At 73.2% G+C, this 26,857-nt stretch carries 18 protein-coding genes; 12 read left to right on the top strand and 6 right to left on the bottom strand.

The window, feature by feature from the left end; translation table 11 throughout:
- Window positions 1-196: 196 nt before the first annotated feature.
- The 4 genes from ACZ7DE_RS00870 (at window position 197) to ACZ7DE_RS00855 (ending at window position 3,553) form a co-directional block, all read left to right on the top strand.
- Window positions 197-1,426 (top strand): NAD(P)-dependent malic enzyme, encoded by a 1,230-nt coding sequence (locus tag ACZ7DE_RS00870; RefSeq protein ID WP_470756502.1) that lies wholly within the window; start codon window positions 197-199, stop codon window positions 1,424-1,426.
- A 235-nt stretch (window positions 1,427-1,661) separates the two neighbouring features.
- Window positions 1,662-2,627: a zinc-binding dehydrogenase gene (locus tag ACZ7DE_RS00865; RefSeq protein ID WP_470756500.1), complete on the top strand. Its 966-nt coding sequence runs from the start codon at window positions 1,662-1,664 to the stop codon at window positions 2,625-2,627.
- 108 nt (window positions 2,628-2,735) lie between these two features.
- Window positions 2,736-2,945: a helix-turn-helix domain-containing protein gene (locus ACZ7DE_RS00860; RefSeq protein WP_093780812.1), complete on the top strand. Its 210-nt coding sequence runs from the start codon at window positions 2,736-2,738 to the stop codon at window positions 2,943-2,945.
- A complete protein-coding gene (locus ACZ7DE_RS00855) occupies window positions 2,945-3,553 on the top strand; it encodes a Clp protease N-terminal domain-containing protein (RefSeq protein ID WP_470757898.1) in 609 nt (202 codons plus the stop codon). The genes ACZ7DE_RS00860 and ACZ7DE_RS00855 overlap by 1 nt, the downstream gene beginning before the upstream one ends.
- A gap of 224 nt (window positions 3,554-3,777) precedes the next feature.
- On the opposite strand, the gene ACZ7DE_RS00850 is transcribed toward ACZ7DE_RS00855, so the two are convergent.
- The 3 genes from ACZ7DE_RS00850 to ACZ7DE_RS00840 all read right to left on the bottom strand — a co-directional run bounded on the left by ACZ7DE_RS00850 (window position 3,778) and on the right by ACZ7DE_RS00840 (window position 6,305).
- Window positions 3,778-4,857 carry a PadR family transcriptional regulator gene (locus tag ACZ7DE_RS00850; RefSeq protein WP_470756498.1) on the bottom strand — a complete coding sequence of 360 codons (1,080 nt, stop codon included), beginning with the start codon at window positions 4,855-4,857 and terminating at the stop codon, window positions 3,778-3,780.
- Window position 4,858: 1 nt separating this feature from the next.
- Complete coding sequence (locus tag ACZ7DE_RS00845) at window positions 4,859-5,872, bottom strand: DUF4097 family beta strand repeat-containing protein (RefSeq protein WP_470756496.1); 1,014 nt, start codon at window positions 5,870-5,872, stop codon at window positions 4,859-4,861.
- Window positions 5,873-6,125: 253 nt separating this feature from the next.
- On the bottom strand, window positions 6,126-6,305 hold the full coding sequence (locus ACZ7DE_RS00840) for a DUF6104 family protein (RefSeq protein WP_003992906.1): 180 nt from the start codon (window positions 6,303-6,305) through the stop codon (window positions 6,126-6,128).
- A gap of 234 nt (window positions 6,306-6,539) precedes the next feature.
- Between ACZ7DE_RS00840 and ACZ7DE_RS00835 the strand changes: the two genes are divergently transcribed.
- The 8 genes from ACZ7DE_RS00835 to fxsT all read left to right on the top strand — a co-directional run bounded on the left by ACZ7DE_RS00835 (window position 6,540) and on the right by fxsT (window position 20,546).
- Window positions 6,540-7,220, top strand: a complete 681-nt coding sequence (locus tag ACZ7DE_RS00835; RefSeq protein ID WP_470756493.1) for a CU044_2847 family protein — start codon at window positions 6,540-6,542, stop codon at window positions 7,218-7,220.
- On the top strand, window positions 7,217-9,379 hold the full coding sequence (locus ACZ7DE_RS00830; RefSeq protein ID WP_470756491.1) for a VMAP-C domain-containing protein: 2,163 nt from the start codon (window positions 7,217-7,219) through the stop codon (window positions 9,377-9,379). Before ACZ7DE_RS00835 ends, ACZ7DE_RS00830 begins: the two co-directional genes overlap by 4 nt.
- 109 nt (window positions 9,380-9,488) lie before the next feature.
- Window positions 9,489-10,511 carry an AAA family ATPase gene (locus ACZ7DE_RS00825; RefSeq protein ID WP_470756489.1) on the top strand — a complete coding sequence of 341 codons (1,023 nt, stop codon included), beginning with the start codon at window positions 9,489-9,491 and terminating at the stop codon, window positions 10,509-10,511.
- A 7-nt stretch (window positions 10,512-10,518) separates the two neighbouring features.
- Window positions 10,519-13,926 carry an SAV_2336 N-terminal domain-related protein gene (locus tag ACZ7DE_RS00820; RefSeq protein ID WP_470756487.1) on the top strand — a complete coding sequence of 1,136 codons (3,408 nt, stop codon included), beginning with the start codon at window positions 10,519-10,521 and terminating at the stop codon, window positions 13,924-13,926.
- Window positions 13,927-13,953: 27 nt separating this feature from the next.
- Window positions 13,954-14,157, top strand: a complete 204-nt coding sequence (gene fxsA, locus ACZ7DE_RS00815; protein WP_470756485.1) for an FxSxx-COOH cyclophane-containing RiPP peptide — start codon at window positions 13,954-13,956, stop codon at window positions 14,155-14,157.
- A 365-nt stretch (window positions 14,158-14,522) separates the two neighbouring features.
- Complete coding sequence (locus tag ACZ7DE_RS00810) at window positions 14,523-15,653, top strand: FxsB family cyclophane-forming radical SAM/SPASM peptide maturase (protein ID WP_470757896.1); 1,131 nt, start codon at window positions 14,523-14,525, stop codon at window positions 15,651-15,653.
- Window positions 15,650-17,374 carry an aKG-HExxH-type peptide beta-hydroxylase gene (locus tag ACZ7DE_RS00805; RefSeq protein WP_470756483.1) on the top strand — a complete coding sequence of 575 codons (1,725 nt, stop codon included), beginning with the start codon at window positions 15,650-15,652 and terminating at the stop codon, window positions 17,372-17,374. Before ACZ7DE_RS00810 ends, ACZ7DE_RS00805 begins: the two co-directional genes overlap by 4 nt.
- Before the next feature lie 130 nt (window positions 17,375-17,504).
- Window positions 17,505-20,546 (top strand): FxSxx-COOH system tetratricopeptide repeat protein, encoded by a 3,042-nt coding sequence (gene fxsT / locus ACZ7DE_RS00800; protein ID WP_470756481.1) that lies wholly within the window; start codon window positions 17,505-17,507, stop codon window positions 20,544-20,546.
- A 291-nt stretch (window positions 20,547-20,837) separates the two neighbouring features.
- On the opposite strand, the gene ACZ7DE_RS00795 is transcribed toward fxsT, so the two are convergent.
- The 3 genes from ACZ7DE_RS00795 to ACZ7DE_RS00785 all read right to left on the bottom strand — a co-directional run bounded on the left by ACZ7DE_RS00795 (window position 20,838) and on the right by ACZ7DE_RS00785 (window position 26,793).
- On the bottom strand, window positions 20,838-24,644 hold the full coding sequence (locus ACZ7DE_RS00795) for a multifunctional oxoglutarate decarboxylase/oxoglutarate dehydrogenase thiamine pyrophosphate-binding subunit/dihydrolipoyllysine-residue succinyltransferase subunit (protein ID WP_470756479.1): 3,807 nt from the start codon (window positions 24,642-24,644) through the stop codon (window positions 20,838-20,840).
- A 302-nt stretch (window positions 24,645-24,946) separates the two neighbouring features.
- Window positions 24,947-26,056: a HAMP domain-containing sensor histidine kinase gene (locus tag ACZ7DE_RS00790; RefSeq protein ID WP_470756477.1), complete on the bottom strand. Its 1,110-nt coding sequence runs from the start codon at window positions 26,054-26,056 to the stop codon at window positions 24,947-24,949.
- Window positions 26,053-26,793, bottom strand: a complete 741-nt coding sequence (locus ACZ7DE_RS00785) for a response regulator transcription factor (protein ID WP_385274234.1) — start codon at window positions 26,791-26,793, stop codon at window positions 26,053-26,055. The genes ACZ7DE_RS00790 and ACZ7DE_RS00785 overlap by 4 nt, the downstream gene beginning before the upstream one ends.
- Window positions 26,794-26,857 lie beyond the last annotated feature (64 nt).

Below are 26,857 nucleotides of genomic sequence, written 5' to 3'. Positions count from 1 at the left end.
AATGGACTCGTCGGCTGTGGTCTCCGTCCGGTAAGAAGGTTTTTTACACCCCTCATCCGGGGCTCAGGGCGCGTGTGCGGCGCGCCCGACGCGCAGGCGCTCGTACGCATCACCTCAGGGCCCTGTGCGATGCCCGCCCACTTCTCAATCAGGAGTGGCCACCCTCAAACCATGCAGACCTAAGGGGTAAGACACAGTGGCAGCGGAGATCGTCAATCCTCGCAGCGAGAGCGCCGACCGAGCGGGCCAGGAGGGCGGTGCGGAGCCCCTCGACTCGTTCGACCCGGTGTTCGCGCTGCACCGTGGCGGAAAGATGGCCGTCCAGGCCACCGTCCCGGTCCACGACAAGGACGACCTGTCCCTCGCTTACACGCCCGGCGTCGCGCGCGTGTGCACCGCGATCGCGGAGCAGCCGGAGCTGGTGAACGACTACACCTGGAAGTCGTCCGTCGTCGCCGTCGTGACCGACGGCACGGCCGTGCTCGGGCTCGGGGACATCGGCCCGGAGGCCTCCCTTCCGGTGATGGAAGGCAAGGCGATTCTTTTCAAGCAGTTCGGCGGTGTGGACGCGGTCCCGATCGCGCTCGCCTGCACGGACGTGGAAGAGATCATCGAGACGGTGGTGCGCCTCGCGCCCTCGTTCGGCGGAGTGAACCTGGAGGACATCTCGGCGCCGCGGTGCTTCGAGATTGAGCGCCGCCTCCAGGACGCCCTCGACATCCCGGTCTTCCACGACGACCAGCACGGCACGGCGATCGTGACGCTGGCGGCGCTGCGCAACGCGGCGCGGTTGAGTGGACGGGCCGTCGGCGAGCTGCGGGCCGTCATCTCGGGAGCCGGCGCGGCCGGGGTCGCCATCGCGAAGATGCTGGTCGAGGCAGGTATCGGGGACGTCGCGGTCGCCGACCGCAAGGGCATCGTCTCCGCGGACCGGGAGGACCTCACCGACGTCAAGCGCGAGCTGGCCGGGTTCACCAACAAGGCCGGGCTGAGCGGCTCGCTGGAGGACGCGCTGGCCGGCGCCGACGTCTTCATCGGCGTCTCCGGCGGCACGGTGGCCGAGGAGGCGGTGGCCTCGATGGCGAAGGGCGCGTTCGTCTTCGCCATGGCGAACCCGAACCCGGAGGTGCACCCGGACGTCGCCCACAAGTACGCGGCCGTGGTCGCGACCGGGCGGTCGGACTTCCCCAACCAGATCAACAACGTGCTGGCGTTCCCGGGGATCTTCGCGGGCGCGCTGCAGGTGCGGGCGTCCCGGATCACCGAGGGCATGAAGCTCGCGGCCGCCGAGGCGCTGGCCGGGGTCGTCGGGGACGACCTCGCGGCGGACTACGTGATTCCGTCGCCGTTCGACGAGCGCGTGGCTCCTGCGGTGACGGCCGCGGTGGCCGCTGCCGCTCGTGCCGAGGGCGTTGCCCGTCGCTGACGTGTGCCACGGATGGCCCCGCCTGCCCAGGCGGGGCCATCTCCTTTTTTTACCCACCGGTCTGCCCGTTCGGGTGATGACGAGGCGTCGGACGGGCTGAATCGTCCTGACCGGGGCTCGGCCGGGGCTCGGTCGGCACCGTCCGGTCAGGGCCGGGGCGGACGGAGCGCAAGAGGGCATGTCTCACAGTGCCGTCCGGTTTCGCTCGCCGCCGCGGGACCCTAGGGTCGGGTGCATGTTCGCCGCCTACGCCGCCCGAATCGACCGTGACCAGCCGCTTTCCGGCCTGGAGTTGGGGGAGCGCCCGGCCCCCGAGGCCCGTCCCGGCTGGAGCGTCGTCGACGTCAGGGCCGCCTCCCTCAACCATCACGATCTCTGGTCGCTTCGGGGCGTCGGTCTCCCCGAGGGCCGGCTGCCGATGATCCTCGGCTGCGACGCCGCCGGTGTCGACGAGGACGGCAACGAGGTCGTCCTGCACTCCGTGATCGGACAGACCGGACATGGTGTCGGCCCCGACGAGCCCCGCTCCATCCTCACCGAGCGCTACCAGGGCACGTTCGCCGAGCAGGTCGCCGTGCCGACCTGGAACGTCCTGCCCAAGCCCAAGGAGCTCTCCTTCGCGGAGGCCGCCTGCCTGCCCACGGCCTGGCTGACGGCGTACCGCATGCTGTTCACCAACGCCGGGGTGCGTCCCGGCGACTCCGTCCTCGTCCAGGGCGCCGGCGGCGGTGTCGCCACGGCGGCCATCGTGCTGGGCAAGGCGGCCGGGTTGCGGGTCTTCGCCACCAGCAGGGACGAGGCCAAGCGCAAGCGGGCCCTGGAACTCGGCGCCGTCGAGGCGGTGGAGTCCGGTGCGCGGCTGCCGCAGCGGGTGGACGCCGTGATCGAGACCGTCGGCGCGGCCACCTGGTCCCACTCGGTGAAGTCCCTGCGGCCCGGCGGCACGCTCGTCATCTCCGGCGCCACCAGCGGCGACCGGCCCTCGCACGCCGAGCTCACCCGGATCTTCTTCCTGGAGCTCAAGGTCGTCGGCTCCACCATGGGCACCAAGGACGAGCTGGAGGACCTGCTCTCCTTCTGCGCGGCCACCGGTGTGCGTCCCGTCATCGACGAGGTGCTCCCGCTCGACCGGGCCCGCGAGGGCTTCGAACGGCTCGCGTCCGGCGACCAGTTCGGCAAGATCGTGCTCACCAACGGCTGATCTCCGCCACGCGTGTGAGGCGGGTCCGGGGTCCCCGGGCCCGCCTTTTGCGCGCCCCATGCGTCAATCACGGTTGACAGATGCGGAGTGTCAACGTAGGTTGACGTCATGACCGAAGCAACGGATCTCGCCGCGCGAGCCGGCGACCGCGATCCACGGGTCGGGCTGCGCGCCGTCGCGGCGCTGCGCAGGCTGCTGGAGCAGCTGGAGGCGGTGCAGGTGCGCAGTGCGCGCAACCAGGGATGGTCGTGGCAGGAGATCGCCGCGGAACTCGGGGTCAGCAGGCAGGCCGTGCACAAGAAGTACGGGAGGCAATGATGTTCGAGCGGTTCACGAAGGACGCGCGGGCCGTGGTGCTGGGCGCGGCGGTGCATGCCGAACGGACGGGGGCGGAGCGGGTCGACGAGACGCATGTGCTGCTCGCCCTCCTCGACAGGGAGGGCAGTCGCGGCTCGTTCGCGCTGGCCTCGCTCGGGCTGCCGCCGGGCGGCCGTGCGGGACTCGTCCGGGATCTGGGCGAGGTCCGACGCCGGGGCGGCCTCTCCCGGGCCGACACGGACGCCCTCTCGGGGCTGGGCATCGACGTCTCCGAGATCGTCTCGCGGGTGGAGGAGGCGCACGGGGAGGGCGCGTTGGCGGCCGACGGCAAGGGCGGCTCCGGCGGACGCCTCTTCGGCGGGCGGCCCTTCGACCGCGGAGCCAAGGAGCTGCTCACCGACACACTGCGCATCGCCCTCGCCCGCCGCGAACGGAAGATCGGCGACGAGCACCTGCTGCTCGCCCTCACCGCCCGCCGTGGCGTGCCCGCGGAGATCCTCGCCGACCACGGCGTCACGCACACCGCCCTCACGCGCGTGCTGTACGGGGGCGTGGACGGCCGCGCGGACGGCGGTGACGGCGGCGGCCGCGCGGCCAAGGCGAGCTGAGCAGGATCCCGGCCGAGGCGGGGGCGGGCTGAGCAGGATCCCGGCCGAGGCGGAGGCGGGGTGAGCGGCGTGCCGGCCGAGGCGGAGGCGGGGTGAGCGGCGTGCCGGCCGAGGCGGAGGCGGGCTGAGCAGCGTCCCGGCCGGCGCGGAGGCGGGGTGAAGCCGGCTGGGGGCTGCTCGAGGGTGGAGGCCGGTCGAGGTGCGAGGCCGGGCCCGGCCCCCCGTCAGGACCTCGGGGCTCGGAGCACCACGCCGATGTGTGCGGCCGCCGTCGACAGATGGCGTCGGGCCTCGCGGAGCTGTTCGCCGGTGACGCCGTGGTCCCGGGCCGCGTCGCGGATGTCGTCCCGGAAGCGGTCGAGGAGGCGGTCCAGGTCGCGGGCCGGGTCGCCGCTGGGGTCCTCGTGGGCCCAGGTCGGCTCGTACTCGGCGGGGAAGGCCTCCGGGGTGTCGGAGTACTCCGGGGTGGGGGAGTACTCGGGACGCGCCGTGGCCGCGGCCGCTCCCGTGGTGCCGGGGCGGCCGAAGCCGAAGTCCCTGCCGTACTCGCGACCGAAGTCCTTGCCGAACTCCCCGAACTCCTTGGCGAGTTCCGTCAGGCCCTCTCGGACGCCCGTCGGCCAGTCGCCCCGCGTGAAGTGGTCCTGGACCTGTTCCTGCACCCGGCGCGCTATGCGCTGGACCTCTTCCTGGGCCTGGGAGCGGGCCCGCTCCTGCGCCTCCTTGGCCTGGCGGCGCGCCCGCTGGGCCTCCTCGCGTGCGCGTCGGCTCTCGTCCTTGGCCCGGCGCGCCTGCTCCTTCCACTCCTGCTTGACGCGGCGCATCTCCTCCTTGGCGGCCCGCCACGCCTCCTTGTCGCCGTACTCTCCGTACTCTCCTTGCTCGCCCGGCTCGGCGGAGCCCGTCCCCGCGCCCTGGCGCGCCTGTGAGGCCGCCGCCCGCATCTCGCGCCGCAGATCGCCCGCGGCGCCGCGCACATCGGCTCGGATCTCCGCGGCCAGCTCGGCGACCGACTCGCGGATCTCCAGCTCCAGATCGGCCAGTTCGCCGCTGCGGTCGGCCAGTTCGGCCCGGCCCGTGTCGGTGATGGCGTACACCTTGCGGCCGCCCTCGGTGGTGTGGGTGACCAGGCCTTCGGCCTCCAGCTTGGCCAGCCGGGGGTACACCGTGCCCGCCGACGGCGCGTAGAGACCCTGGAAGCGTTCCTCGAGGAGGCGGATCACCTCGTAGCCGTGGCGCGGTGCCTCGTCCAGCAGTTTCAGAAGGTAGAGGCGGAGACGGCCATGGGCGAAGACGGGAGGCATGTCAGAGCACCTTCTTGTCGGTCGTGCTGTCGGCCTGGCCGTCGGATGAGCTCTCGCCGCCCGGGCCGGAATCGGCATTGTCCCCCGAGCCGGAGCGTGGGCCGGATCCCGCTTCCCCCTCCGGTACGACTGTCGGTGTCGGTGCCGTGGCGGACGTCTTCGCCGGGTCCGCGCGCTCCCCGGCCTGCCGTGCCTCGCCCTCCGCCTCGTCTGCCGCGGGCCTGCGCAGCAGGGCGATCGAACCGGAGACCGTCGTGGCCTTGAGGCTGCCGTTGCCGGCGCCCAGGCGGCCGGTGATGCGCTTGGCGCCCCACTGGCCGCTGACCCGGAGATCCTCGAAGGCGTTGGAGACCGAGCCGCTCGCGGTGTTGGCCTCCACCTGCGCGTCCGCGGGGTGGGGCAGCCGGATGGCGATCTCGCCCGAGATGCTGGTGAGCGCGATGTCGGTGGGCCGGCCGACCGGGTCGAGGTCGACGATCATCGACCCGCTGACGGAGTCGGCCTTCACGGAGGAGCCCGCCTCGACCACGGTCAGGTCGCCGGAGACGGAGTTGAAGCGCAGATCGCCGGTGAGCGCCTGGGCGTCCACGCTCCCCGAGACGGTGTCCGCGCGCACCGGGCCCGCGAGACCCACCAGGGTCGTGTCGCCGTTGACCCCCTTCACCTCGGCGGGGCCGTCGATGCCCGAGACCACCGCCCCGGCGCTCACCACGCCCACCTCCACCCGGGTGCCGGCCGGCACGGCGAGCGAGACGACGGCGCTGCGCCGCCAGCCCTTGCGGTCGAGCCACTTGAGGAAGCCCTTCCAGGGCAGGTCCTCGTAGGCCACCGTCAGGGTTCCGTCGAGATGACTCACCACCAGGGGCGGTCCCTCGATTTGGGACACCTCCAGACGGGCGGATCGGTCGTCGGTGCCCACCACGTTCACGGTGCCGTCGACGATGCGCACGTGCAGTTCGCGCACGGGCTCGTCGAAAGACAGCTTCCTCGGCTCGGCGACGGACCACTCGGACATGGTGCGGACCTCCCTCACGACGACACGACACGCAATATCGCGTCTCCGTGAAACACGATATATCGCGGCCGCCGAAAGTCAAGGCACCCGATCCGGTGATCCGTCCGGGCCCGGAAACACGAAAGAGGGGCGTCACCCGACGCCCCTCCGTGCACGGCCGGCCGCGAACGGGCCGCCGGTCGGCCCTGACCCCGCGCCGCTCACCGGCGCGGGTCGCCGCCTCTCGCCGCCGTCGGCCGCGGCTCGCCGCCGGCTACTCGTCGTCCTCGTCGTCCAGTCGCGCCAGCCACGTCGCCAGCCGTTCCACCGGCACTTCGAAGTCCGGATTCAGGTCGACGAACGTCCGCAGCTGCTCGGCGAGCCACTCGAAGGTGACCTCCTCCTCGCCGCGCCGCTTCTCGAGTTCCTCGATTCCGCGATCGGTGAAGTACATGGATCGTGCTCCGTGGGTGGGTCGCAGGGATAGGGATCCCCCCTCGGGGGAATGACCTTTGTTCCTGCGAGGGAGGAAGGGGTCGCCCTCCGGTGCGGAGGGGACAGGAAAAGGATAGGCGCAGGGGGACGGCGTCCAGCGGGCCGCCGGGGGCCCCTGCGCGATCGGGGTCCTGCCGCCGGCCTGTGGGCGGGCGGGGCGGGATCAGGGGGACCGGGGAAACGGGGGAGTGGCATGAGCGGTGACGACGTGACACGGGTGGCGCGGATCGCGCTGCCGGACGGGACGCCCGTGTGGGCCCGCATCTCGGGCGCCGGCGAGCTGTCCGCGCCGTCCGGGCGGCTGTCGTACAGCGACACCGGGTTCGCCGAGCGGGTGGAGGCGAGCGTGGAGAGCCTGCACGCGCTCGTCACGGGCGTCGCGCGGTCGCTGGCCGAACCACTGCGCGCGGTGCGGCCCGACGAGGTGAGCGTCGAGTTCGGCATCGAGCTGACCGCCAAGGCCGGGAAGGTCGTGGGCCTGCTCGCGGACGGCGAGGCCAAGGCCGGCATCACGGTCACCCTCACCTGGAACAGCGGCCCGCCGGACCTCGACGCGCCTGCCCCGGCCGCCGGGGCGCACGGGGCACCCGCGCGTGACGGCGCGGCGCCGGGGCGCGCGCCCGCCCCCGCCCCCGCCCCCGGCGCGGGCCCCGGCCCCGACCGCCCTGCGGCGAACGCACCGCACGTCCCCCGTCCACCCCACCCGCCCCGCCCGCCCCACGCACCCCCCGTGCCGGACGCACCCCCCGGCGCGGACGCCCGCGCGGGAGGCGCCCCGTCGGGGGACGCGGACGGCGCCGGGCGCGCGGGGGCGTCTCCCGGCGCGCCGATGCACGGGGGCGGCGACGGCCCCCTCGGCGGGGGCGGGGCATGAACGGCGGGCACGCCCCGGGCGCATCGAACGCGTTCGATGCGGCCCGGCGTGCGCTGCGTGGACTCGTCGTGGCGGCGACCGTACGCATTCATCGTCCGGTGGTCGGGTATGCCCTGGAGGAGCCCGGCACGTTCCTCGGGAGCGGCTTCTTCGTCGCCCCGAACTGGGTTCTGACCTGCGCACATGTGGCCTGCGGCGGGGAGGGGGGCGAGGTCGCGGTGGTGTACGAGACAGCGCCGGGGCGGGGCGTGTCCACCGCCCCCGGCAGGGTGGTGGCGACCCTCCCCGACTACGCCGACGCCGCCGGGCGGACCGCGTCCGGCGGCAACTGGCCGGCCCCGGACCTCGCTCTGGTCCAGCTGACCGAACCCGTCGTCGACCACGAGTGCGTCTACGTCTCGGAGCGCCCCGCGGCCTATTACGGCGAGGGCCGGGTGCTGTACGCGGGCTGGACCGAGAACGAGGGCCGCCTACAGGTGATGGACGGCACGCTCACCGTGCAGGGAACCATCGGCGGCTGGTCGTCCGACGTGCAGATGCGCCTCGGCGACAACGATCTGCCGTACGGCGTCTCGGGCGGCCCGGTGATCGACCCCGTGCGCGGCGAGGTGATCGGCGTCCTCAAGGCGCGCTCGGACCACCGTCCCGGCGGCACGTCCACCGGAATCGAGCAACTGCGCACCCTGCGGGTCCCCGCGGAGCGGGCGACGGCCGAGCACGACGACGTCTACCAGGCCGTCTTCCACGCCCACGACCGCTACCACCGCGACCGGCAGCGCCACCCGGCCTCCCGGCGGCAGACGTGGACCGACGTACAGGGCCGGCTCGGCGCCCGCCCGGGCCACACGCTCAGCCCCGACGAGCGGATCCAGCTGCTGGGCCGGCTCGCCGAACTCCCGCCGCCCGAGAGCACCCGCGGTCTGCTGGACGTCCTCGACTCGCTCCCCGACTTCCAGGCCTCCACCCCGCTGCCCGCTCCGCGCGGCTGGCGCGACGGTCTCGGGGCGCTCTACGAGAGCGCCAGCGACGACGGGGCGCTGGAGCTCGTGCTCGACTACGCGATGCGGGCGATGTCCGCGCCGCGCCCCTTCGTCGTGCCCAGCACCCCCGACGCCGAGAAGGCGCTGTGGGTGTGGGTGTGGCAGGCCGCGCAGCGACTGGGCGTCCGCTATCGCTCCGGCCTCGCCGAGCAGCGGATGGAGCGGTTGCGCAGGCGCGAGGAGGAACAGCGGTCGGCCCCCGAGGACGAGCCCCGCACGATCCTGCGCAGTGCGGCCCGGCCATCCGCCCTGCTCGAACTGGTGCGGCGTGGCTGGGAGCCCGACCGCTGCGACTGGTCGGTCTCGGTGGCCGCGCCCGGCGGCGAGGCGGTCCGGCTGCACGAGGCCGAGCGCACGCCCCTCGCCGACCTGCCCGCGCACCTGGCCGGTCCGCTCGCGGAGGCCTTCCGGCACTGCGACGAGCCCGGCAGACCCGCACTGCTGCAGGTGGCGCTGCCCCACGCGCTGCTCGGCCTCGAGGTGGACACCTGGCAACTGCCGCCCGAGACCGAGCCGTTGGGGGCGCTTCGGCCGGTCGTCGTGCGCTGCGCCGACCGCGACCGGCTGCCCGAGGAGGCGTTCGACGCGTACGGCGAGGTCGACCCGGACCACGCGGGCGGCTCCCACGGCACGGCCGGCGGGGGCGGCGGGGACGACGTGGACGAGGAGCGCCGGGCCCGCTGGCGCTGGCTGCACGCGCACCGCGCGCGGGCCGAAGTCCTGGACTGCGACGAGGGGTTGCGCAAACCCGTGCCGTCGGTGGAACAACTGCGCGCCCTGTCGCACGGCACCGTACCGGTGCTCTGCCGGTACGGCGATCTCCGCTTCGAGGACGACGCGGAGGCGCTCGCCCGGATCGTGCTCGGCGGCTACGGGGTGGCCCTGTGGCGCCGGCGGCGTGGCCGCCCCGACGCCGTGTGCGGGGAGTTCCACCGCGGCACGATCGACGAGATCGCAGAACCGTCCAGCGCGCAGTACCTCCCCGAGGCCGTGCACGACCTCCGCATGCGGCTGCGCGCGGGCCGCACGGAGTCCTTCTGGGCCGACGGCGTCGCCCTGCTGTACGACGATCCCCACCAGCCCCTCCCGGGCGCCGGTGACCTGCTGGAGGCCCCTTGAACCCAGCCGCCCGCGGGGCGGGTCAGCCCCTTACCAGGCACCCTCAGGATGGATAACGTGATGCACGTTCGGACGGCCGCGGCGGTGGACGAGTGACGAGGACCGGATCATGACCGAATCCAGCGAGTGGCTCATCTACCGAGGCGCCGGCGAACCGCACGACGGGATCGACCGACTGCCCTCTCCGCCCCCCTGGCGGGACTTCACCAGCCGGGACGCGGCGGGCTCCGGCGACGGCTCCCAGGACCGCAGGCTCGGCGCACACCGGCACCTGGCGGAACTGCACCGGCCGGGCGCCGAGGAACTGGAGATGATCAACGCGGCGCTCTATCTGCGCCGCCCTCTGCTCGTCACCGGCAGCCCCGGCGCGGGCAAGAGCACGCTCGCGCACTCGGTGGCGTACGAACTCGGACTCGGCAACGTGCTGCGCTGGTCCATCGTCAGCCGCTCCGCGCTCCAGGACGGGCTCTACCACTACGACGCGATCGCCAGGCTGCAGGACGTCCAGATCGCCGCGCAGGGCGGGTTCGGGTCGGCGGCGGGCTCGCCGGGCGCGGTCGAGGGCATCGGCAGCTACATCAGGCTCGGCCCGCTCGGCACCGCGCTGCTGCCCTCCGACACCCCGCGCGTGCTGCTCATCGACGAGCTGGACAAGAGCGACATCGACCTGCCCAACGACCTGCTGAACGTCCTGGAGGAGGGCGAGTTCGCCATCCCCGAACTGGAACGCATCGCCGACCGGCTGCCGGACGGCGAGGCCGAGGTGCTGACCGCCGACGGCGTGAAGGTCCGGGTGCGCGACGGCCGGGTGCGCTGCCGGGCCTTCCCGTTCGTCGTGCTCACCAGCAACGGCGAGCGCGACTTCCCGGCCCCGCTGATGCGCCGGTGCATCCACCTGGAGCTGGGGCGCCCGGACCACAACCGGCTCGCCACCTTCGTACGCGCCCATCTCGGCGACGAGGCGGCGCGCGCGGGGGACGATCTGATCACGCGGTTCCTGGAACGGTCGCACACGGAACTCCTCGCGGCGGACCAGCTGTTGAACGCTATCTACCTCACCGACGCGGCCGCGCCGCCCAGCCGTGACCGCCTGGCCGACCTGCTCATCCAGCGACTCGACCGCCCGAGGTGAGGGCCTGATGCCCGACGCAGCGGCCCGCCACGGCCCCGTCCCGCCCGAGGGGAGCCGCCCCGACGCCCCGGCCCCCGCGGCGCACGGCGGCGATCCGCTCGCCGAGTTCGTCGCCCGGCTGCGCGGCGTCGGACTCGACCCCGACGTGACGCAGTTGTGCGACGCCCTGTGGCTGGCCCGGTGGACCAGGCCGCCTGCCGCCCCGGACGCCGAGGAGGCGTCCGCCGCAGGCGGCGGTCGTCCGGCGCCCCGGCTCGGCCGGCCGCCGGCCGCCGGTGGAGCCGCACCGCCGGACGGCGGCCGGACCGAACGCCCCCGACCGCCGCGGGGCGTGGGCGCCGACGGGCGGGTGAGCCTGTACCCGGTGCCGCAGGACGGCGTGCCCCGTGCCCGTGGCGCGGGCCGGACCACCGCGCTGCCGGTGGGCGTGCCCGCCGCTCCCGCGCTGCCGTCCCCGCTCGAACTCCAGCGCGCCCTGCGGCGGTTGCAGCGCTACCGCAGCCCCGCGCCGCCGCTGCGCACCCGGCTCGACGAGACCGCGACCGCCGAGCGCAGCGCACAGGCGGGTGGGCTGATCATGCCCGTCCACCGGGCCGTCGTCCGGGGGGACGCCCGGCTGCAACTGGTGCTGGACGCCTCGTCGTCGATGCGCGTGTGGGACCGGCTGTTCGTCGAACTGCAGCAGGTTTTCAGCCAGTTGGGCGCCTTCTCCGACATCCAGGTCAGCCATCTGCACCAGGGCCCGGACGGCGAGGCCGCCGTCAGCCGCAGCCCGGACGCCTACGCGGCGCCGCTGCACTCCACGGACCGGCTCAGCGACCCCACCGGCCGCCGGATCGTCCTGTTCGTCAGCGACTGCGCCGGACCCCTGTGGCACAGCGGCCAAGCGCACCGGCTGCTGCACCACCTCTCCCGGCAGGGCCCGGTCGCCGTGCTCCAGCCGTTGCCGCAACGCCTGTGGAACCGCACCCGGCTCCCCGTGGTGTTCGGCGAGTTGAGCCGCGGCGAGACACTCGGCGGAGCCGCCGCACTGCGCCTGCGCACCCCGGTCGGCGTCCCGTCGGAGGCCCGCAGGGGAGCGTTGCCCGTGCCGGTGCTGCCGCCCGAGCCGGTGGCGCTCGGCGCCTGGGCGAGGCTCCTGGCCGGCGGCGGGCCCGTGCCCGGCGCCGTCGGCTGGGTGCGCGCGGACCAGCCGCCCGCCCCGGCCTCGCGCGCGGACCGGCGGCGCACGCCGTTCGAACGGGTCAGCAGGTTCAGCTCCAGCGCGTCCCCGGCCGCCGGACGACTCGCCGTCTACCTGGCCGCCGCACCGCTGTGCCTGCCGGTGATGCAGCTCGTCCAGCGCACGATGCTGCCCGACTCGGGCCCGTCCGAACTCGCGGAGGTGCTGGTCGGCGGCCTGGTGACGCGCGCGTCGGAGGAGTACGCCGACGGCGGCGCCCAGTGGTACCGCATCGAGCCGGACATCCGGGACGCCCTGCTGTCCCGGCTCGGCCGCGACGAGGCCGTGCTCGTGCTCAAGCACTGCTCGGAGTACATCGAGCAGCGCTTCGGCAAGGGCGGCCCCAACTTCCCCGCGCTCGCCCTGGCCCAGCTCGGCGACGGCGGCGCGGGCCGCCCGAACGCGCCCGCCGAGCGCCCGTCCGACCACGGGGACCACGGGGACAACGGCGACCACGGGGACAACGGCGGCAACGGCGAGGAGGCCTCCGTGCCGCAGCCCTTCGCCGAGGTCGCGGCCCGGGTGCTGCGACGGTTCATGCCGCTGCCCGAGCAGTTCGAGAGCCACGCCGGCCACACCGGCCCGGGACAGCCCGCCGACCGGCCGACCCACCAGGCGGTCCGCCGCGCCCGCGAGCTCATCGAGCGCTTCGACAGCGAGGGCATGATCCAGGACGTCATCGACGCGGTGCAGTTGCTGCGCGGCGCCACCGAACGCGAGCGGCCCGCCGGCGCGGACCCCGAGCTGTGGGCCGAGTACGCGCACTGCACGCTGCGCCTGTGGGAGGTGCAGGGCGGCGACGACCTGCTCCAGGAGGCCGAGGCGGCCGCGGAACGCGCCGCCGCCCATCCGCGCCGCCTGCACGAACGGGCCGTCCTGGCACGGGTGCTGCACGCGGCCGCGACCGACCGTCGGCGGCGCGGCGACCGGACCGGCGCCCTGGACCTGCTGCGCCGCGCCGACCGCGAGTACGCCGTCGCCTGCGCGGCGCCCGAACTCGACGAGAACCAGGCCCTGAAACTCACCCTTGAGCGGGTGCGCGCCCTGGACGCGCAGTGGCGGCTCGGCGGGGACAGCGCGCTGCTCCAGGGCGCGGTCGGCATGCTGGAGGCCTTCGCCGACGTCTGGCCCGACCGTCGCCAGCGCCCGCCCGAACTCCCCCTGGAGCACGGCCGGATCCTGCTGCGTCTGTCGGGCGCCACCGCCGACCCCGTCCAGGCCCGCCTCTACGCCGAGCAGGGCGCGCAGTCGCTGCGCAACGCCCTGGACACCGGCGTCGAGCCGTACACCGCCGAGTCGGCACGCGCGCGGGTACGGATCCTGCTCGACCTGGTCGACGCGCTGTTGCAGGCGGGCGGCCCGCTGGACGACGCCCAGGCCCGGGTCGACGAGGCCCTCGACCTGGTGCGCGAACAGGGCCGGCGGGCGGCTCTGCTGGCGCGGTCCGGGCGGATCGCCGTGGCCCGCTACGCCGAGTCGGGCGAACCGGCGGAACTGGAGGCGGCCGCCGACCGCTTCGCGCAGGCCGCCCAGCGCATGTCCCGCGACGCGCCCACGCACGCCGACGTTCTCGCCGAGTGGGGCGAGGCGCTGCTGCGGCTGGCCGGCCTGCAGTCCGGGCAGCGTGCCGAGGGCACGCTGTCCCGGGCGATCCGGGTACTGCGGGACTGCCGGATGGAGACCCCGGCGGGCAGCCGCCGGATCGCCCACCGGCTGCTGCTGCTCGGCCGTGCGCTGATGCTGCGCTACCGGGGCCGCGGGGACCGCGTCGACCTGCGCGAGGCCGAGCACCTCTTCGGCCTCGCGGCGGCGGGCGCGGAGGATCCGCTGCTGGCCGCCCGCTGCCGGCTGGACCTCGGCCAGGTCCAGTACGAGGCCTACCGCAGCCTGCGCCGCCCGGCCCGCCTCGACCTCGCGGCCGACGCCTTCCGGGACGCGGCGGAGTCGGCGCGGGAGGCGGAGGGGATGGCCGAAACCGACCGCCGACGCCAGGAGGCGGTCGAACTGTGCGCGCAGGCGCACCACTGGCGGGGTAGGTCCTATGAGGCGGCCGCGCGGCCACGCGCGGCCCGGGAGGCCTACCGGATCGCCCGCGCGGAGTGGTCGCGGTTGCCGGAGGGCACTTTGGTCGCCGAAGGCCCGACGCCCGACGAGACGGCGGAGCGGCTGGCCGCGCTGGAGCGGGCGACCTGAACGGGGCGGAGCCGAGAGGGGCGGGGCATGGACGTACGGGACGAGTTCGCGGGGGTGACGGCGGCGCCGGAGGGCTTCGGCGCCGGTGAGCCGCTGCCGGATCTGCTGGCGTTGGGCCTGGCGGAGCTGGCGACGATCGGGCATCCCGTGCTGCGTGAGGTGGTGGCGGAGCTGCGGGACCGCTCGGGCGAGTCGAGCGAGCCGCTGTGGGGGTTCGCCTCCGCGCTCTGACCGACGGACGAACCCACGGATTCCGGTCGTGGGCCGGTGCGTGGCCGGTGCCGGTGCTGGGCCGGTCGCAGGTCGGCCGGGGTCGGCCATGGGCCGGTCGTTGTCCGGTGTCGACCGGTGTCGATCGGCGCCGACCGGTCGCGTTTCGGTCGGATTTCAGTGCGATTCCGGTCCGATTGTGGATTCTCCCGAACATGACTCGGACAAGTTCGGTCGGCCCGGGTTTGTGCCCGGCCCGTGTCCGGGCATGCGCCCTGTGCGGCGCGCGCCGCCGCGCGAGGGGCGCAGGAGCGCGGGCCCTACGGCATGGGGGTGCTGGAGTGTCTGGAACACCTGGACATGCCTTCCGGCAGTTCATCGTGAAGATGCACAGCCGCTGCAACCTCGCCTGCACCTACTGCTACGTCTACGAGGGACCCGACCGCACCTGGCGCTCCCGTCCCGCCGCCGTCGCCCCGGAGATCCTCGACCACACCGCGACCCGTATCGCCGAGCACGCCCGCGCCCACGCCCTCACGGACGTCTCGCTCGTCCTGCACGGCGGCGAACCCCTGCTCGCGGGCGCCGGCACACTGGCCCGCTTCACCGCGCTGGTCCGTGAACGGGCCCCGGCCGACTGCACGGTCCACGCCGTCGTCCAGACCAACGCCACCCTGCTCACCCCGCGGCGGCTGGCCGTCCTGGCGGACGCCGGGATCCGGATCGGCGTCAGCCTCGACGGCGGTCTGGCCACGCACAACGCGCGCCGCGTCGACCACGCCGGCCGGCCGTCCTGGCCCGCCGCCTCGCGCGGCGCCCTCCTGGTGGCCGAGCGGGCCCCCGGGACGTACCTCGGCGTCCTCACCGTCGTGGACGTCACGCTGGACCCGGTGGAGACCTACGAGTCCCTCCTCGCCCTGCGGCCGCCCGCGCTGGACTTCCTGCTGCCGCACGGCAACTGGTCCGCCCCGCCGCCCCACTGGGCGGGCGTTCGTCACGGGGAGTGGCTGTGCGCCGTCTTCGACCGCTGGTGGGCGGCCGGCCGGCGAGAGACCAGGGTGCGGCTCTTCGAGGAGTGCGTCGCGCTGCTGCTGGGACTGCCCTCGGCCACCGAGTCCCTGGGACTCGCGCCCTTCGACGCGGTCGTCGTGGAGACCGACGGATCCATCGAGCAGGTGGACTCGCTGAAGTCCGCGTACGACGGCGCCGCGCGGACCGGCCTGCACGTCTTCCGGGACGCGTTCGACGAGGCGCTGCGGCATCCGGCCGTGGCGGCCCGGCAGGCGGGCGCGGCCGCCCTCGCGGACCAGTGCCGGGCCTGCCCCCTGCTGGCCGTCTGCGGAGGCGGTCAGTACGCCCACCGCTACCGGGCGGGGCACGGTTTCCGCAACCCGTCCGTGTACTGCGCCGACCTCCAGCACTTCATCCGCCACGTCGCCGGGCGGCTCGCCGCCGACGCGACCGCCGCGAACGCGACCGCCGCGACGCCGGCCGGCCGGGAAGGAAACGCGTCGTGACACGGCGGACGGTCCCGGACCGGGTCCTCGTGGAACTCGGCCGCACCGAGGCCGGTCCCGACACCCTGGCCCTCCTGACCCGGGACCAGGACACCCGACGGCTGCTGGTGCTGCGTGCGGTTCTCGACGCGGTCGAGGCGGCGGACCCGGCCCTGTGCCCGCCGGAGCTGAAGGTGCGGCTGCGGGAGGACTGGGCACTGCTCACCCAGGCCGACGGCCCGCTCCAGCCCCCCGGACCGCCCCCACCTCACGGCCCCGCCGATCCGTGGGGTGACCCTGCCGCATCGGGGCAGGGTCCCGGCGGGCGGGGCCGGAGCCCCGGCAGCCCGGGCGGTCAGGACCTGAGCCCCGCCGGCCCGGGCCATCACCCCCCCGCCGAGCCCGGCGATCACCGCTCCGCCGGGCCGGGCCACCACCGTTCCGCCGGCCCCCCGCCTCGGACGCCCGGCGCGCCGCCCCCGCCCCCCGGCACCCCGCACGCCCCGCCCCCCGGCACCCCGCACGCCCCGCCCCCCGGCACCTCGCCCGGTGCCGGGCTCTCGCCCGCGCGTGCGCGGCTCTTCGCTCCCCTGACGGGCCCCTGGGCCCTGAGCTGTCTGCGGGGGCTCGACGAGCGGCGCGGCCGACCGGACGAGCACCGGATCCGTGGACTCCGGCAGGACCTCGCCCATTTCGGCGCGATCGCCGCCGCGGCCGCCGCACGCGCCGGAATCCCCTTCACCCTGCGGCTGACCGCGCGCGCCGGACTCCTGGCTCTGCCCTCCCTCGGCGCGCTGCACACCGCGGCGTCCGGTGACGCGCCCGTCGAAGCCACCCATCGCCACGGCCGTCTGACGTTGCGCCAGTGCGACGCGCCGGACGTCGTCGTGCAGTTGGAGAGCGGCATCGGGGCCTGGTCCGGGGCCCTCGCCTGGACGCCGCTGCACGCGCTGCCCGGGCTGCCGCCCGCCACCGCCCCCCTGCCCCTGGACGACGTCGACCCCTATCGTGTGGCGCCCGGCCCCCGGCACCGGACGTTCGGCGGACCGGCCGTGCTCGACGACGCGGACCGCAAACGATGGCTCCAGGCCTGGTCGGGCGTGGCCGCGGCGCTGCGTGTGGGCGGCGAGCACCGCGTGGCCGAGACGGCGGCCCTGCTGCGCTGCCTGGTCCCGCTGGAGCGGCCGCCCGGCGCCGACGGACGGGACTCCTGCAGCGCGACCCGGCACGAGGCGTTCGGCGCCCTGCTCGCCAGCACCCCGCAGGACGCCCTCGCCCTGGCCGAGACCCTCGTGCACGAGCTGCATCACGCCAAACTCGCCGCCCTCGGCGACCTGGTGACACTGCATCACGCCGACTCCGAGCCGAAGTACTTCGCCCCCTGGAAGACGGACCCACGCCCCTACGACGGCCTGCTGCAGGGGACTTACGCACACCTTGCCGTGGCCCACTACTTCCAGCGGCGGGCGCTCACCGCGCCCGCGCCCGACAGCGAGTACGCGTGGTCCCGGCACGCCCGCTACCGCGCCCAGGTGGGAGCAGCTCTCCCGGCGCTGGTGGGCTCGACCGACCTCACGGTACGAGGACGCCGGTTCGTCGACGAGATGGCGGCCACCTTCGAACGCATGGCCGAGCATCCGGCGCCCCGGGCTCACACGGCGCGAGCACAGGCGTATGTGAAGGCGGCGCGCGCTCTGTGGACACAACGTCATGCTCCCGCCTTGCCACGCCCGAAAGAATGAGGATGGCCTGCGCGGGGCGGTCCGGTGCGCGAAGATCTTCCCGCCGAGGCGCGCGTCGGACAGGTCGGCGCACTTACGCACGATGCGCCGAGGTCCTAGGATTTTGGTACTACGCGCTGGAGGCCGCTGCATGTCTGGAGCTCGTACGCCGGTCGGGGCAACCGGGAGAGGGGCCGCGAGGCAGACGGTCACGATCCACTTCGCCGGCTTCAACCGAGCCTGGGCGGCCTGGATCGGGGACCGGCTGGAACGGCGCGGCCTGCGGGTCGTCTACCTGCGCTGGGACTCCCCTGCCGAGGTGCCCCTCGTGGACCTGTTGCGCGACCTGGAACTCGCCGAGGGGCGCATCCTCATCGTCGTCAGCGAGTGGTACTTCCAACTCGGCCCGCGCACTCAGGAGGAGTGGAACGCCGCGCTGCGCGAGGTCGTCGCCCCCGACGCCTCCCGGTTCGCGGCCGTCTCGGTCACGTCGGCGTCCGTGCCGTCGGCGACCGCGGTCCTCGCCCCCGTCGACCTGACCAACATGGGCGCCGAGGAGGCCGAGCGCCGGCTGCTCGACCGACTCGACCTGCCGACCGACCCGCTGCCCGACACCGGCGACGGCGCACGCCGCGGCCCGCGCTTCCCCTCCTCGATGCCCGAGGTCTGGGGCGGGGTGCCCCGCCGCAACACCCGCTTCACCGGACGTGAGTCGCTGCTCAACGACGCCTACCACGTGCTGAGGGGCGCCGAGCCGGGCGCGGGCGTGGTCACGTTCCACGGCATGTCCGGGGTGGGCAAGACGCAGATGGCCGCCGAGTACGTGTACCGGTTCGGCTCCGAGTACGACGTCGTGTGGTGGGTCAACGCCGAGAAACGCGTGACCTACCGACGGCTGCTGGCCGAACTCGCCCCGAAACTGGGCCTGCAGACCGGCCAGGAGTACGGCGAACGGCTGCGCGCGGTACGCGACTCGCTGCGCCGCGGCGAGCCGTACGGACGGTGGCTGCTGATCCTCGACGGCGCGGACGAACCGGACCAGATCTGGGACCTGGTGCCCACCGGCCCCGGCCATGTCATCATCACCTCCCGCAATCCCGAATGGACCGAGCACAACAGCAAGTTGCTGGAGGTGCCCGTCTACGCCCGCGACGAGTCGGTGGCGTTCATCCGACGCCGCGCGCCCCGGCTGTCGGAGGCGGAGGCCGACCAGCTCGCGGAGGCGCTGGAGGACCTGCCGCTGCTGCTGGACCAGACGGCGGGCTGGCTGAACGACTCCGACCTGTCGGTGCGGCAGTACATCGCCCTGCTGGACGGCGGCATCGACAGCGACGTGGTGAAGGTGTCGGCGGACTTCCCGCTCGCCTTCCAGACCGCGTGGTCGATACTGCTGAACAAACTCCGCGAGACCGTCCCCGAGTCGGTCGACCTGCTCCGGCTGTGCACCTTCTTCGCCCCGGGCTTCATCCCCATCCGGCTGCTGCGCGAGATGTCCAGCGACGAGCTGCCCGAACAGCTCGCCGGGCTGCTCAACGACCCCCTGCTGTGGAACAAGGCGATCAACCAGCTCCGCCAGTACTCGGTGGTGCGCCTGGAGTCCCACGAAGCGGTCGGCGACGAGGCGGCGGCCTCCGGGGAGTCCCTGTACCTGCACCGCATGGTGCACCAGATCGTGCACAAGGACATGCCGGACGCGGACCGCAAGGAGTTCATCGACGTCGTACGGCAGGCCCTCGCCGCGGCCGACCCGCGGCGGCCCACCGACCCCGAACTGTGGCCCGGCTACGCCCAGATCGTGCCGCACCTGAAGTACGCGGACGTGCTGCAGACCCAGGACCCCAACGTCCAGCGGCTGGTCTTCAACTGCCTGCGCTACATGTACTTCTCCGGCGAGTACAACGCCGGCATCAAGCTCGGCGAGCGCGCCATGGCCGCCTGGCGCGAACTGCTCGGCCCCACCCATCCCAGGATCTGGGAGCTGAGCTACCACTTCACCAACCTGCTGCGCGCGGTCGGCGACTACGCCAGGACCGAGTCCCTCAGCCGCGCCGCGTCCGAGCACCTGAAGGCCGAGCGGGGCCCCCAGGACCTGGAGCATCTGCGGGCCGCCGCCGGCCTCGCCGCCGACCTGCGCGGCCTCGGCCGCTACGACGAGGCGCTGGAACTGTCCCAGTGGGTCCTGGTGGGCTACCGCGACCTGCTGGGCGAGCAGGACTCGCGCAGCCTCAACTCGCTGAACAACCTCGCCGTCTCCCTGCGCCTGCTCGGCCGCTACCAGGAAGCCCTGGACATCGACCGGCAGACCCTGGAGTCCCGGCGGGTACTGCTGCGGGCCCGCCATCCGTGGACGCTCAGCTCCGAGATCTACTACGCCATCGACCTGCGGCTCCTCGGCCGCTACGCCGAGGCGGAGTCCGTTCAGGCGAAGAACGTGCGCGAGAGCCGTCTCGTCATGGGCCGCGACAACCCCCAGACCCTCAGCGCCGAGCACAACCTGGCGCTGTGCCGCTACCGCCTCGGCGAGCGCGACCGCGGCAGGGACCGCGCCGGCGAACGGGAGGAGCCCGGCGAGCTGCTGTCCAGCGTGCTGGAACGCGGCGAGCGGGTGCTGGGCGAGACGCATCCGCTGACCCTGATCTTCGCGACGGCCCAGAGCTGCTACGCCCGCGAGCACGGCGACATCGACCAGGCCCGCGAGCTCAGCGAGGCCGTCGTCGCGCGCTACGAGGTGATGCTCGACGAGGGGCACCCCTTCGTCGCCGGCGCCCGGGCCAACCAGGCGCTGATCCTGCGCAACGTCGGCGAGCGGGAAGCCGGTCACGTCCTCCTGGAGCAGGCGCTGGCGTCCATGACCGAGGCGGTGGGGGAGAACCACCCCTGGACGCTGGGCTGCGCCCTGAACGCCTCCGCCCTGCGCAACATCGTCGGCGATCCCGAGAGCGCCGCCGACCTCAGCCGGGAGACCGTGACCCGGGCCATCGAGTCGCTCGGGCGCACCCACCCGCTGACCCTGTCGGCCCGGATCGCGTACGCGGCGGACCTGCGTGCTCTGCGGGACCGGCGGCAGGCGGAGAAGGTCGAGCAGGAGGCCCTCTCCGACTTCGACGCGACGCTGGGCAGCAAGCACCCGCACACCGTCTCGGCCCGCTCCCGCAACCGCCCCTACTGGGACTTCGAACCCCAGGTCATCTGACACCCCGCGAACCCCGCGGCCCGCGCGCCCCGGCCGGGCACGCCGAGGAGCCCGGCCAGACGGCCAGGTGCGCCGAGGAGCCCGGCCCCGGGCGAGAGGTGCGCCGAGGGCCCGGCCCTGCGGCCAGGCATGCTGGATGGCCCCGGCCCCGGCCAGCAACGCCGAGGAGCCAGCCCCCGCCACGCACGCCGAAGAGCCCGGCCACGCGGCCAGGCACGCCGAAGGGCCCGCCCCCGGAAACCTCCGGGGGCGGGCCCTTCACCGTCGAACGGGTGGCCGGGGGGCCGAGGCTCAGGCCTCGAACACCTCACGCACCAGCTGCTCCTGCTCCGCCTGGTGGCGCTTGGCGGAACCCACCGCCGGGGACGAGCCGTGCGGGCGCGAGATGCGGCGCAGGCGCTCGCCGTGCGGCACGTCCGCGCCGACCGCGAGGTCCAGGTGGTCGATCAGGTTCAGGGCGATGAACGGCCAGGCGCCCTGGTTGGCCGGCTCCTCCTGGGCCCACAGGTACTTCTCGGCGTGGGGGTACTTGTTGACCTCCGCCTGGACCTCGGCGCCCGGCAGCGGGTACAGCCGCTCCAGGCGGATGATCGCCGTGTCCGTGACCCCGCGCTTCTGACGCTCGGCGTCCAGGTCGTAGTAGACCTTGCCGGTGCAGAAGACGACCTTCTTGACCGCGTTCGGGTCGACCGACGTGTCGCCGATGACCGGGCGGAACTGGCCCGTGGTGAACTCCTCCGCCTTCGACGCGGCGGCCTTCAGGCGCAGCATCGACTTCGGGGTGAAGACCACCAGCGGCTTGTGGTGCGGGTTGTGCACCTGCCACCGCAGGAGGTGGAAGTAGTTCGACGGGAGCGTGGGCATCGCGACCGTCATGTTGTTCTGGGCGCAGAGCTGGAGGAAGCGCTCGACACGGGCCGAGGAGTGGTCCGGGCCCTGGCCCTCGTAGCCGTGGGGGAGCAGCAGCGTCACACCGCTCGTCTGGCCCCACTTCTGCTCGGCCGCCGAGATGTACTCGTCGACCACCGTCTGCGCGCCGTTGACGAAGTCGCCGAACTGCGCCTCCCACATCACGAGCGCGTCGGGGCGGGCCAGCGAGTAGCCGTACTCGAAGCCCATGACCGCGTACTCGGACAGCAGGGAGTTGTAGACGTTGTAGCGCGCCTGGTCCTCGGCGAGGTACTGGAGCGGGGTGTGCTCCTCGCCCGTCTCACGGTCGATGAGGACCGCGTGGCGCTGGCCGAAGGTGCCGCGCTGGGAGTCCTGGCCGGACAGCCGGACCGGGGTGCCCTCGAGGAGGAGGGAGCCCACGGCCAGCGTCTCGCCCATGCCCCAGTCGATCGTGCCGTCCTCGACCATCGACGCCCGGCGCTGCAGCTGGGGCAGCAGACGCGGGTGCACGTGGAAGTAGTCGGGGATGTTGACCTGGGACTCGGCGATGCGCTTGACGACCTCCGTGGAGATCGCGGTGTTCACGGCGACCGGGAACTCCGCCTGCGGGTCCGAGACCGGTCCCGCGCTCGGCTGGGCCGTGACGGCCTCGCGGACCTCCGTGAAGACCTTCTCCAGCTGGCCCTGGTAGTCCTGCAGCGCCTGCTCGGCCTCTTCCAGGGTGATGTCGCCGCGACCGATGAGGGACTCGGTGTACAGCTTGCGCACCGAGCGCTTCTTGTCGATCAGGTCGTACATCAGCGGCTGGGTGAAGGCCGGGTTGTCCGACTCGTTGTGACCGCGGCGGCGGTAGCAGATGAGGTCGATCACCACGTCCTTGTTGAACGCCTGACGGAACTCGAAGGCGAGCCGCGCGACGCGGACCACGGCCTCCGGGTCGTCGCCGTTCACGTGGAAGATCGGGGCCTCGATCATGCGCGCCACGTCCGTGGCGTACATCGACGAGCGCGACGACTCCGGGGCGGCCGTGAAGCCGACCTGGTTGTTGATGACGATGTGGACCGTGCCGCCCGTGCGGTAGCCGCGCAGCTGCGACATGTTCAGGGTCTCGGCCACCACGCCCTGGCCCGCGAAGGCCGCGTCGCCGTGCAGGGCGACCGGCAGGACGGTGAAGTCCGAGCCGCCCTTGTTGATGATGTCCTGCTTGGCGCGGGCGATGCCCTCGATGACCGGGTCGACCGTCTCCAGGTGGGAGGGGTTCGCGGCCAGCGAGACCTTGATCTGCTCGCCGTCCAGACCGGTGAAGGTGCCCTCGGCGCCCAGGTGGTACTTCACGTCGCCGGAGCCGTGCATCGACTTCGGGTCGAGGTTGCCCTCGAACTCGCGGAAGATCTGCGCGTACGACTTGCCGACGATGTTCGCCAGGACGTTCAGGCGGCCGCGGTGGGCCATGCCGATGACGACCTCGTCCAGCCGCGACTCGGCCGCGCTGTCCAGCACCGCGTCGAGCAGCGGGATGACGGACTCGCCGCCCTCCAGGGAGAAGCGCTTCTGGCCGACGTACTTGGTCTGCAGGAAGGTCTCGAAGGCCTCCGCCGCGTTCAGCCGGCGCAGGATGCGCAGCTGCTCCTCGCGCTCCGGCTTGGTGTGCGGGCGCTCGATGCGGTCCTGGATCCAGCGGCGCTGCTTGGGGTCCTGGATGTGCATGAACTCGACGCCGGTGGTGCGGCAGTACGAGTCGCGCAGCACGCCGAGGATGTCGCGCAGCTTCATCAGCGACTTGCCGGAGAAGCCGCCGACCGCGAACTCGCGCTCCAGGTCCCACAGGGTGAGGCCGTGCTCGGTGATGTCGAGGTCGGGGTGCTTGCGCTGGCGGTACTCCAGCGGGTCGGTGTCGGCCATGACGTGACCGCGGACCCGGTAGGAGTGGATCAGCTCGAAGACGCGGGCGGCCTTGGTGACGTCGTCGTCGTGGCTGGCGTCGATGTCCTTGAGCCAGCGGACCGGCTCGTAGGGGATGCGCAGCGCCTCGAAGATCTCGTCGTAGAAGCCGTTCTCGCCGAGGAGGAGGTTCGCGACGATCCGCAGGAACTCGCCGGAGGCGGCGCCCTGGATGACCCGGTGGTCGTAGGTCGACGTGAGCGTCATGACCTTCGAGATGCCGAGCTTGTTCAGGGTGTCCTGGCTGGTGCCCTGGAACTCCGCCGGGTAGTCCATGGAGCCGACGCCCATGATCACCGACTGGCCGGGCATCAGACGCGGCACCGAGTGCACGGTGCCGAGACCTCCGGGGTTGGTCAGGGAGACCGTGACGCCGGTGAAGTCGTCCATCGTCAGCTTGCCGTCGCGGGCGCGGCGGACGATGTCCTCGTAGGCCTGCCAGAACTCGAAGAAGTTCAGCGTCTCGGCCTTCTTGATGCCGGCGACGACGAGCTGGCGGTCGCCGTTGGCCTTCACCAGGTCGATGGCCAGGCCGAAGTTGACGTGCGGCGGCTTGACGAGGGTGGGCTTCCCGTCCTTGTCCGCGTAGTGCCAGTTCATCGACGGCATGGCCTTGATGGCCTGCACCATCGCGAAGCCGATCAGGTGCGTGAAGGAGATCTTCCCGCCCCGGGCGCGCTTGAGGTGGTTGTTGATGACGATGCGGTTGTCGAACAGCAGCTTCACCGGGACCGCGCGCACGGACGTGGCCGTGGGCAGCTCCAGCGAGGCGTTCATGTTCTTGGCGACCGCGGCGGACGGGCCGCGCAGCGTCACGAACTCGGGGCCCTCGGGGGAGGCGGGCGCCGCGGCGGCGGGCGCGGGCTTCGCGGCGGCGGCGGGCTTGGCGGCCGGAGCCGCCTTCACCGGGGCCGGAGCGGCGGCCGCGGGCTTCGGCGCGGCGGCCTGGGCCGGCGCTGGAGCCGGGACAGCGGGCGCCGCCGGGGCCGGAGCGGCCGGAGCGGCGGGGGACGCCGGAGTGGTGGTGGTCGCTGCGGCCCCCGCGGCCGCAGTACCCGCCGGAGCCGAGGGGGCAGCGGCCCCTGGCTTGTAGTCGGCGAAGAAGTCCCACCAGGCACGGTCGACCGAATTCGGGTCCTGGAGGTACTGCTGATAGATCTCGTCGACGAGCCACTCGTTCGGTCCGAACGCGGCCGCGGGATTCTTGCCCGCTTGGTCTGCGTCGGTCGAGATGCTCGATGCGTTACTGGGGGACTGTGGCGACACGGCGGCAACCGCCCTCTTCCGCTTCACAAGGTGATGGACAGCGGGAATAAAGGCTACGCCCCCTTGAGGGGGAAGGTCAGGCCGGGCCGGTGCAACGTCGCGCAAGTCACATCGGAAAGCGTGTTTCGGCGCTGGAAATGGCGGGAAACAAGCGCGGTTGCGCGTCAAAAGGGATGAGTTGATGCAGGCCGCGCGCACAAGGCGTGCGGACCCGTGCCGACCTGGGCCGGTTCTCTGCCTGATCACACGTGTCCGACTGCGCGGACGCCCGTGGATCTTGTGGCTCCGCTTCGAACTTTACGTCAACTTTGAACGGATGACTCTCCCGGAAGAGTGATAAGAATCCGGCAGCCCCGCTCGGATTCGGCCACTCCGATCCGGCCTCCGTGGAGATCGACGGCCCAGCGGGCGATCGCCAGCCCCAGCCCCGTGCCGCCGTCGCTGCCCGGCCCGTGCGGCCGGCGGACGGCTCCCCGGTTGAACCGCTCGAACACGCGGTGCCACTCCGAGCGCGGAATGCCGGGCCCCTCGTCCAGGACCTCCAGCTCCAGTGACTCCGGCTGTGCCCCGCGCCGCGCCTTCACCGTCACCCGTCCGTGCGGCGGGCTGTGCTTGACCGCGTTGTCGATCAGGTTGGCGACGACCTGGTGGATGCGCTCGGGGTCGGCGTGCGCGGTCAGCTCGGGCGGGGTGACGTCCAGGTGCAGATGGACGTCCGTGCGGGTGTGATTGCCGCCCGAGCCCATGGTGGCGCGCGCCGAGGCGACCATGTTGGCCTCCTTCAGCACGCCCGACAGGTAGGGCCACACCTCGAAGCGCCGCTTGCGCAGCGGCACGACGCCGTTGTCCAGGCGGGACAGGTCCAGCAGCGTCTCCACCAGCCGTCCGAGCCGCTCCGTCTGCTTCAGCGCCGTGCGCATCGTCTCGGTGTCGGCCTCGGCGATGCCGTCGACGACGTTCTCCAGGACGGCGCGCAACCCGGCGATGGGCGTGCGCAGCTCGTGCGAGACGTTGGCCACCAGCTCCTTGCGGTGCCGGTCCTGCGCCTCCAGCTCGTCCGCCATGACGTTGATCGTCTGGGCCAGGTCGCCCAGCTCGTCACGGCGGTTCTCACTCACCCGGCGGGTGTAGTCGCCGTGCGAGATGGACCGGGCGACCGTGTTCATCTCGCCCAGCGGCGCGGTGAGCGAATGCGCCACGAACTGCGTAATGAGCAGCGTGGCGATCATCGAGAAGACCGTGATGAAGCGAAGCTCCGTCTTGGTGTGCACCGCGATCATCGACAGGCCGGTGGTGATCAGCACCGAGATGACGACCAGCGCACCCAGCTTGGTCTTGATCGAGAACGGTCGCACGCCGCCCCACGGCTCCCCGGCTCCGGGGCTTCTCGGTCCGTCCGGCCCGGGGCTCATGGCGTCGGGGTCTCCAGCGCGTAGCCCACGCCGTGCACCGTGCGGATCCGCTCGGCGCCGATCTTCCGGCGCAGCGCCTTGATGTGGCTGTCGACCGTGCGGGTGCCGGAGGCGTCCGCCCAGTCCCAGACCTCGGCCAGGAGCTGCTCACGGGAGAGCACCGCGCGCGGGGTGTTCGCCAGGCAGACCAGCAGGTCGAACTCCGTGGGCGTGAGGTGCACGTCCTCCGAGCGGACCCGTACCCGGCGCTGCGCGTGGTCGATCTCCAGCTCGCCGAGCCGCAGGATCCCGCTGCGCGGGGTCGTCGCCGCGATCGCGGCCCGCTCCACCCGGCGCAGCAGCACGTGCACGCGTGCCGCGAGCTCCCGCATCGAGAAGGGCTTGGTCATGTAGTCGTCGGCGCCCACGCCGAGCCCGACCAGCATGTCGGTCTCGTCGTCGCGCGCGGTGAGCATCAGCACCGGCACCGGGCGGGCGGCCTGCACACGGCGGCAGACCTCCAGACCGTCGAAGCCGGGCAGCATGATGTCGAGGATCAGCAGGTCCGGCTGCCAGGCCTCGGCGGTGTCGACGGCCGCGGGGCCGTCACCCGCCGTTTGCACGAGGAATCCCTCGGCGCGCAGGCGGGCCGCGATGGCGTCGACGATCGTCGCGTCGTCCTCGACCACCAGGACGCGCCGCTGCGCTCCCGGAGTCGCCGTCGCCGTGCTGTTGTGTGCGGTGTGTGTCTGCTCCATCGCCCGCCCCTGAGTGTGCTTTCCGGAATCAGTGGGGTGATCCCTTGTCTGCGCATGACTGCGG

The sequence above is a fragment of the Streptomyces sp. NPDC037083 genome (genome assembly GCF_055606485.1).
The sequence above is the reverse complement of the archived record's forward strand: the minus strand, read 5'-3'. Positions and strand labels throughout refer to the sequence as shown.

Excerpts from the sequence above, each read along its gene's own strand:
- ACZ7DE_RS00855 (WP_470757898.1), top strand. The coding sequence starts at position 2,945 with ATGTTCGAGCGGTTCACGAAGGACGCGCGGGCCGTGGTGCTGGGCGCG.
- ACZ7DE_RS00790 (WP_470756477.1), bottom strand. The coding sequence starts at position 26,056 with ATGAGCCCCGGGCCGGACGGACCGAGAAGCCCCGGAGCCGGGGAGCCG.
- fxsA (WP_470756485.1), top strand. The coding sequence starts at position 13,954 with ATGGACGTACGGGACGAGTTCGCGGGGGTGACGGCGGCGCCGGAGGGC.
- ACZ7DE_RS00845 (WP_470756496.1), bottom strand. The coding sequence starts at position 5,872 with ATGTCCGAGTGGTCCGTCGCCGAGCCGAGGAAGCTGTCTTTCGACGAG.
- ACZ7DE_RS00860 (WP_093780812.1), top strand. The coding sequence starts at position 2,736 with ATGACCGAAGCAACGGATCTCGCCGCGCGAGCCGGCGACCGCGATCCA.
- fxsT (WP_470756481.1), top strand. The coding sequence starts at position 17,505 with ATGTCTGGAGCTCGTACGCCGGTCGGGGCAACCGGGAGAGGGGCCGCG.
- ACZ7DE_RS00850 (WP_470756498.1), bottom strand. The coding sequence starts at position 4,857 with ATGCCTCCCGTCTTCGCCCATGGCCGTCTCCGCCTCTACCTTCTGAAA.
- ACZ7DE_RS00865 (WP_470756500.1), top strand. The coding sequence starts at position 1,662 with ATGTTCGCCGCCTACGCCGCCCGAATCGACCGTGACCAGCCGCTTTCC.
- ACZ7DE_RS00840 (WP_003992906.1), bottom strand. The coding sequence starts at position 6,305 with ATGTACTTCACCGATCGCGGAATCGAGGAACTCGAGAAGCGGCGCGGC.
- ACZ7DE_RS00810 (WP_470757896.1), top strand. The coding sequence starts at position 14,523 with ATGCACAGCCGCTGCAACCTCGCCTGCACCTACTGCTACGTCTACGAG.
- ACZ7DE_RS00820 (WP_470756487.1), top strand. The coding sequence starts at position 10,519 with ATGCCCGACGCAGCGGCCCGCCACGGCCCCGTCCCGCCCGAGGGGAGC.
- ACZ7DE_RS00785 (WP_385274234.1), bottom strand. The coding sequence starts at position 26,793 with ATGGAGCAGACACACACCGCACACAACAGCACGGCGACGGCGACTCCG.
- ACZ7DE_RS00830 (WP_470756491.1), top strand. The coding sequence starts at position 7,217 with ATGAACGGCGGGCACGCCCCGGGCGCATCGAACGCGTTCGATGCGGCC.
- ACZ7DE_RS00835 (WP_470756493.1), top strand. The coding sequence starts at position 6,540 with ATGAGCGGTGACGACGTGACACGGGTGGCGCGGATCGCGCTGCCGGAC.
- ACZ7DE_RS00825 (WP_470756489.1), top strand. The coding sequence starts at position 9,489 with ATGACCGAATCCAGCGAGTGGCTCATCTACCGAGGCGCCGGCGAACCG.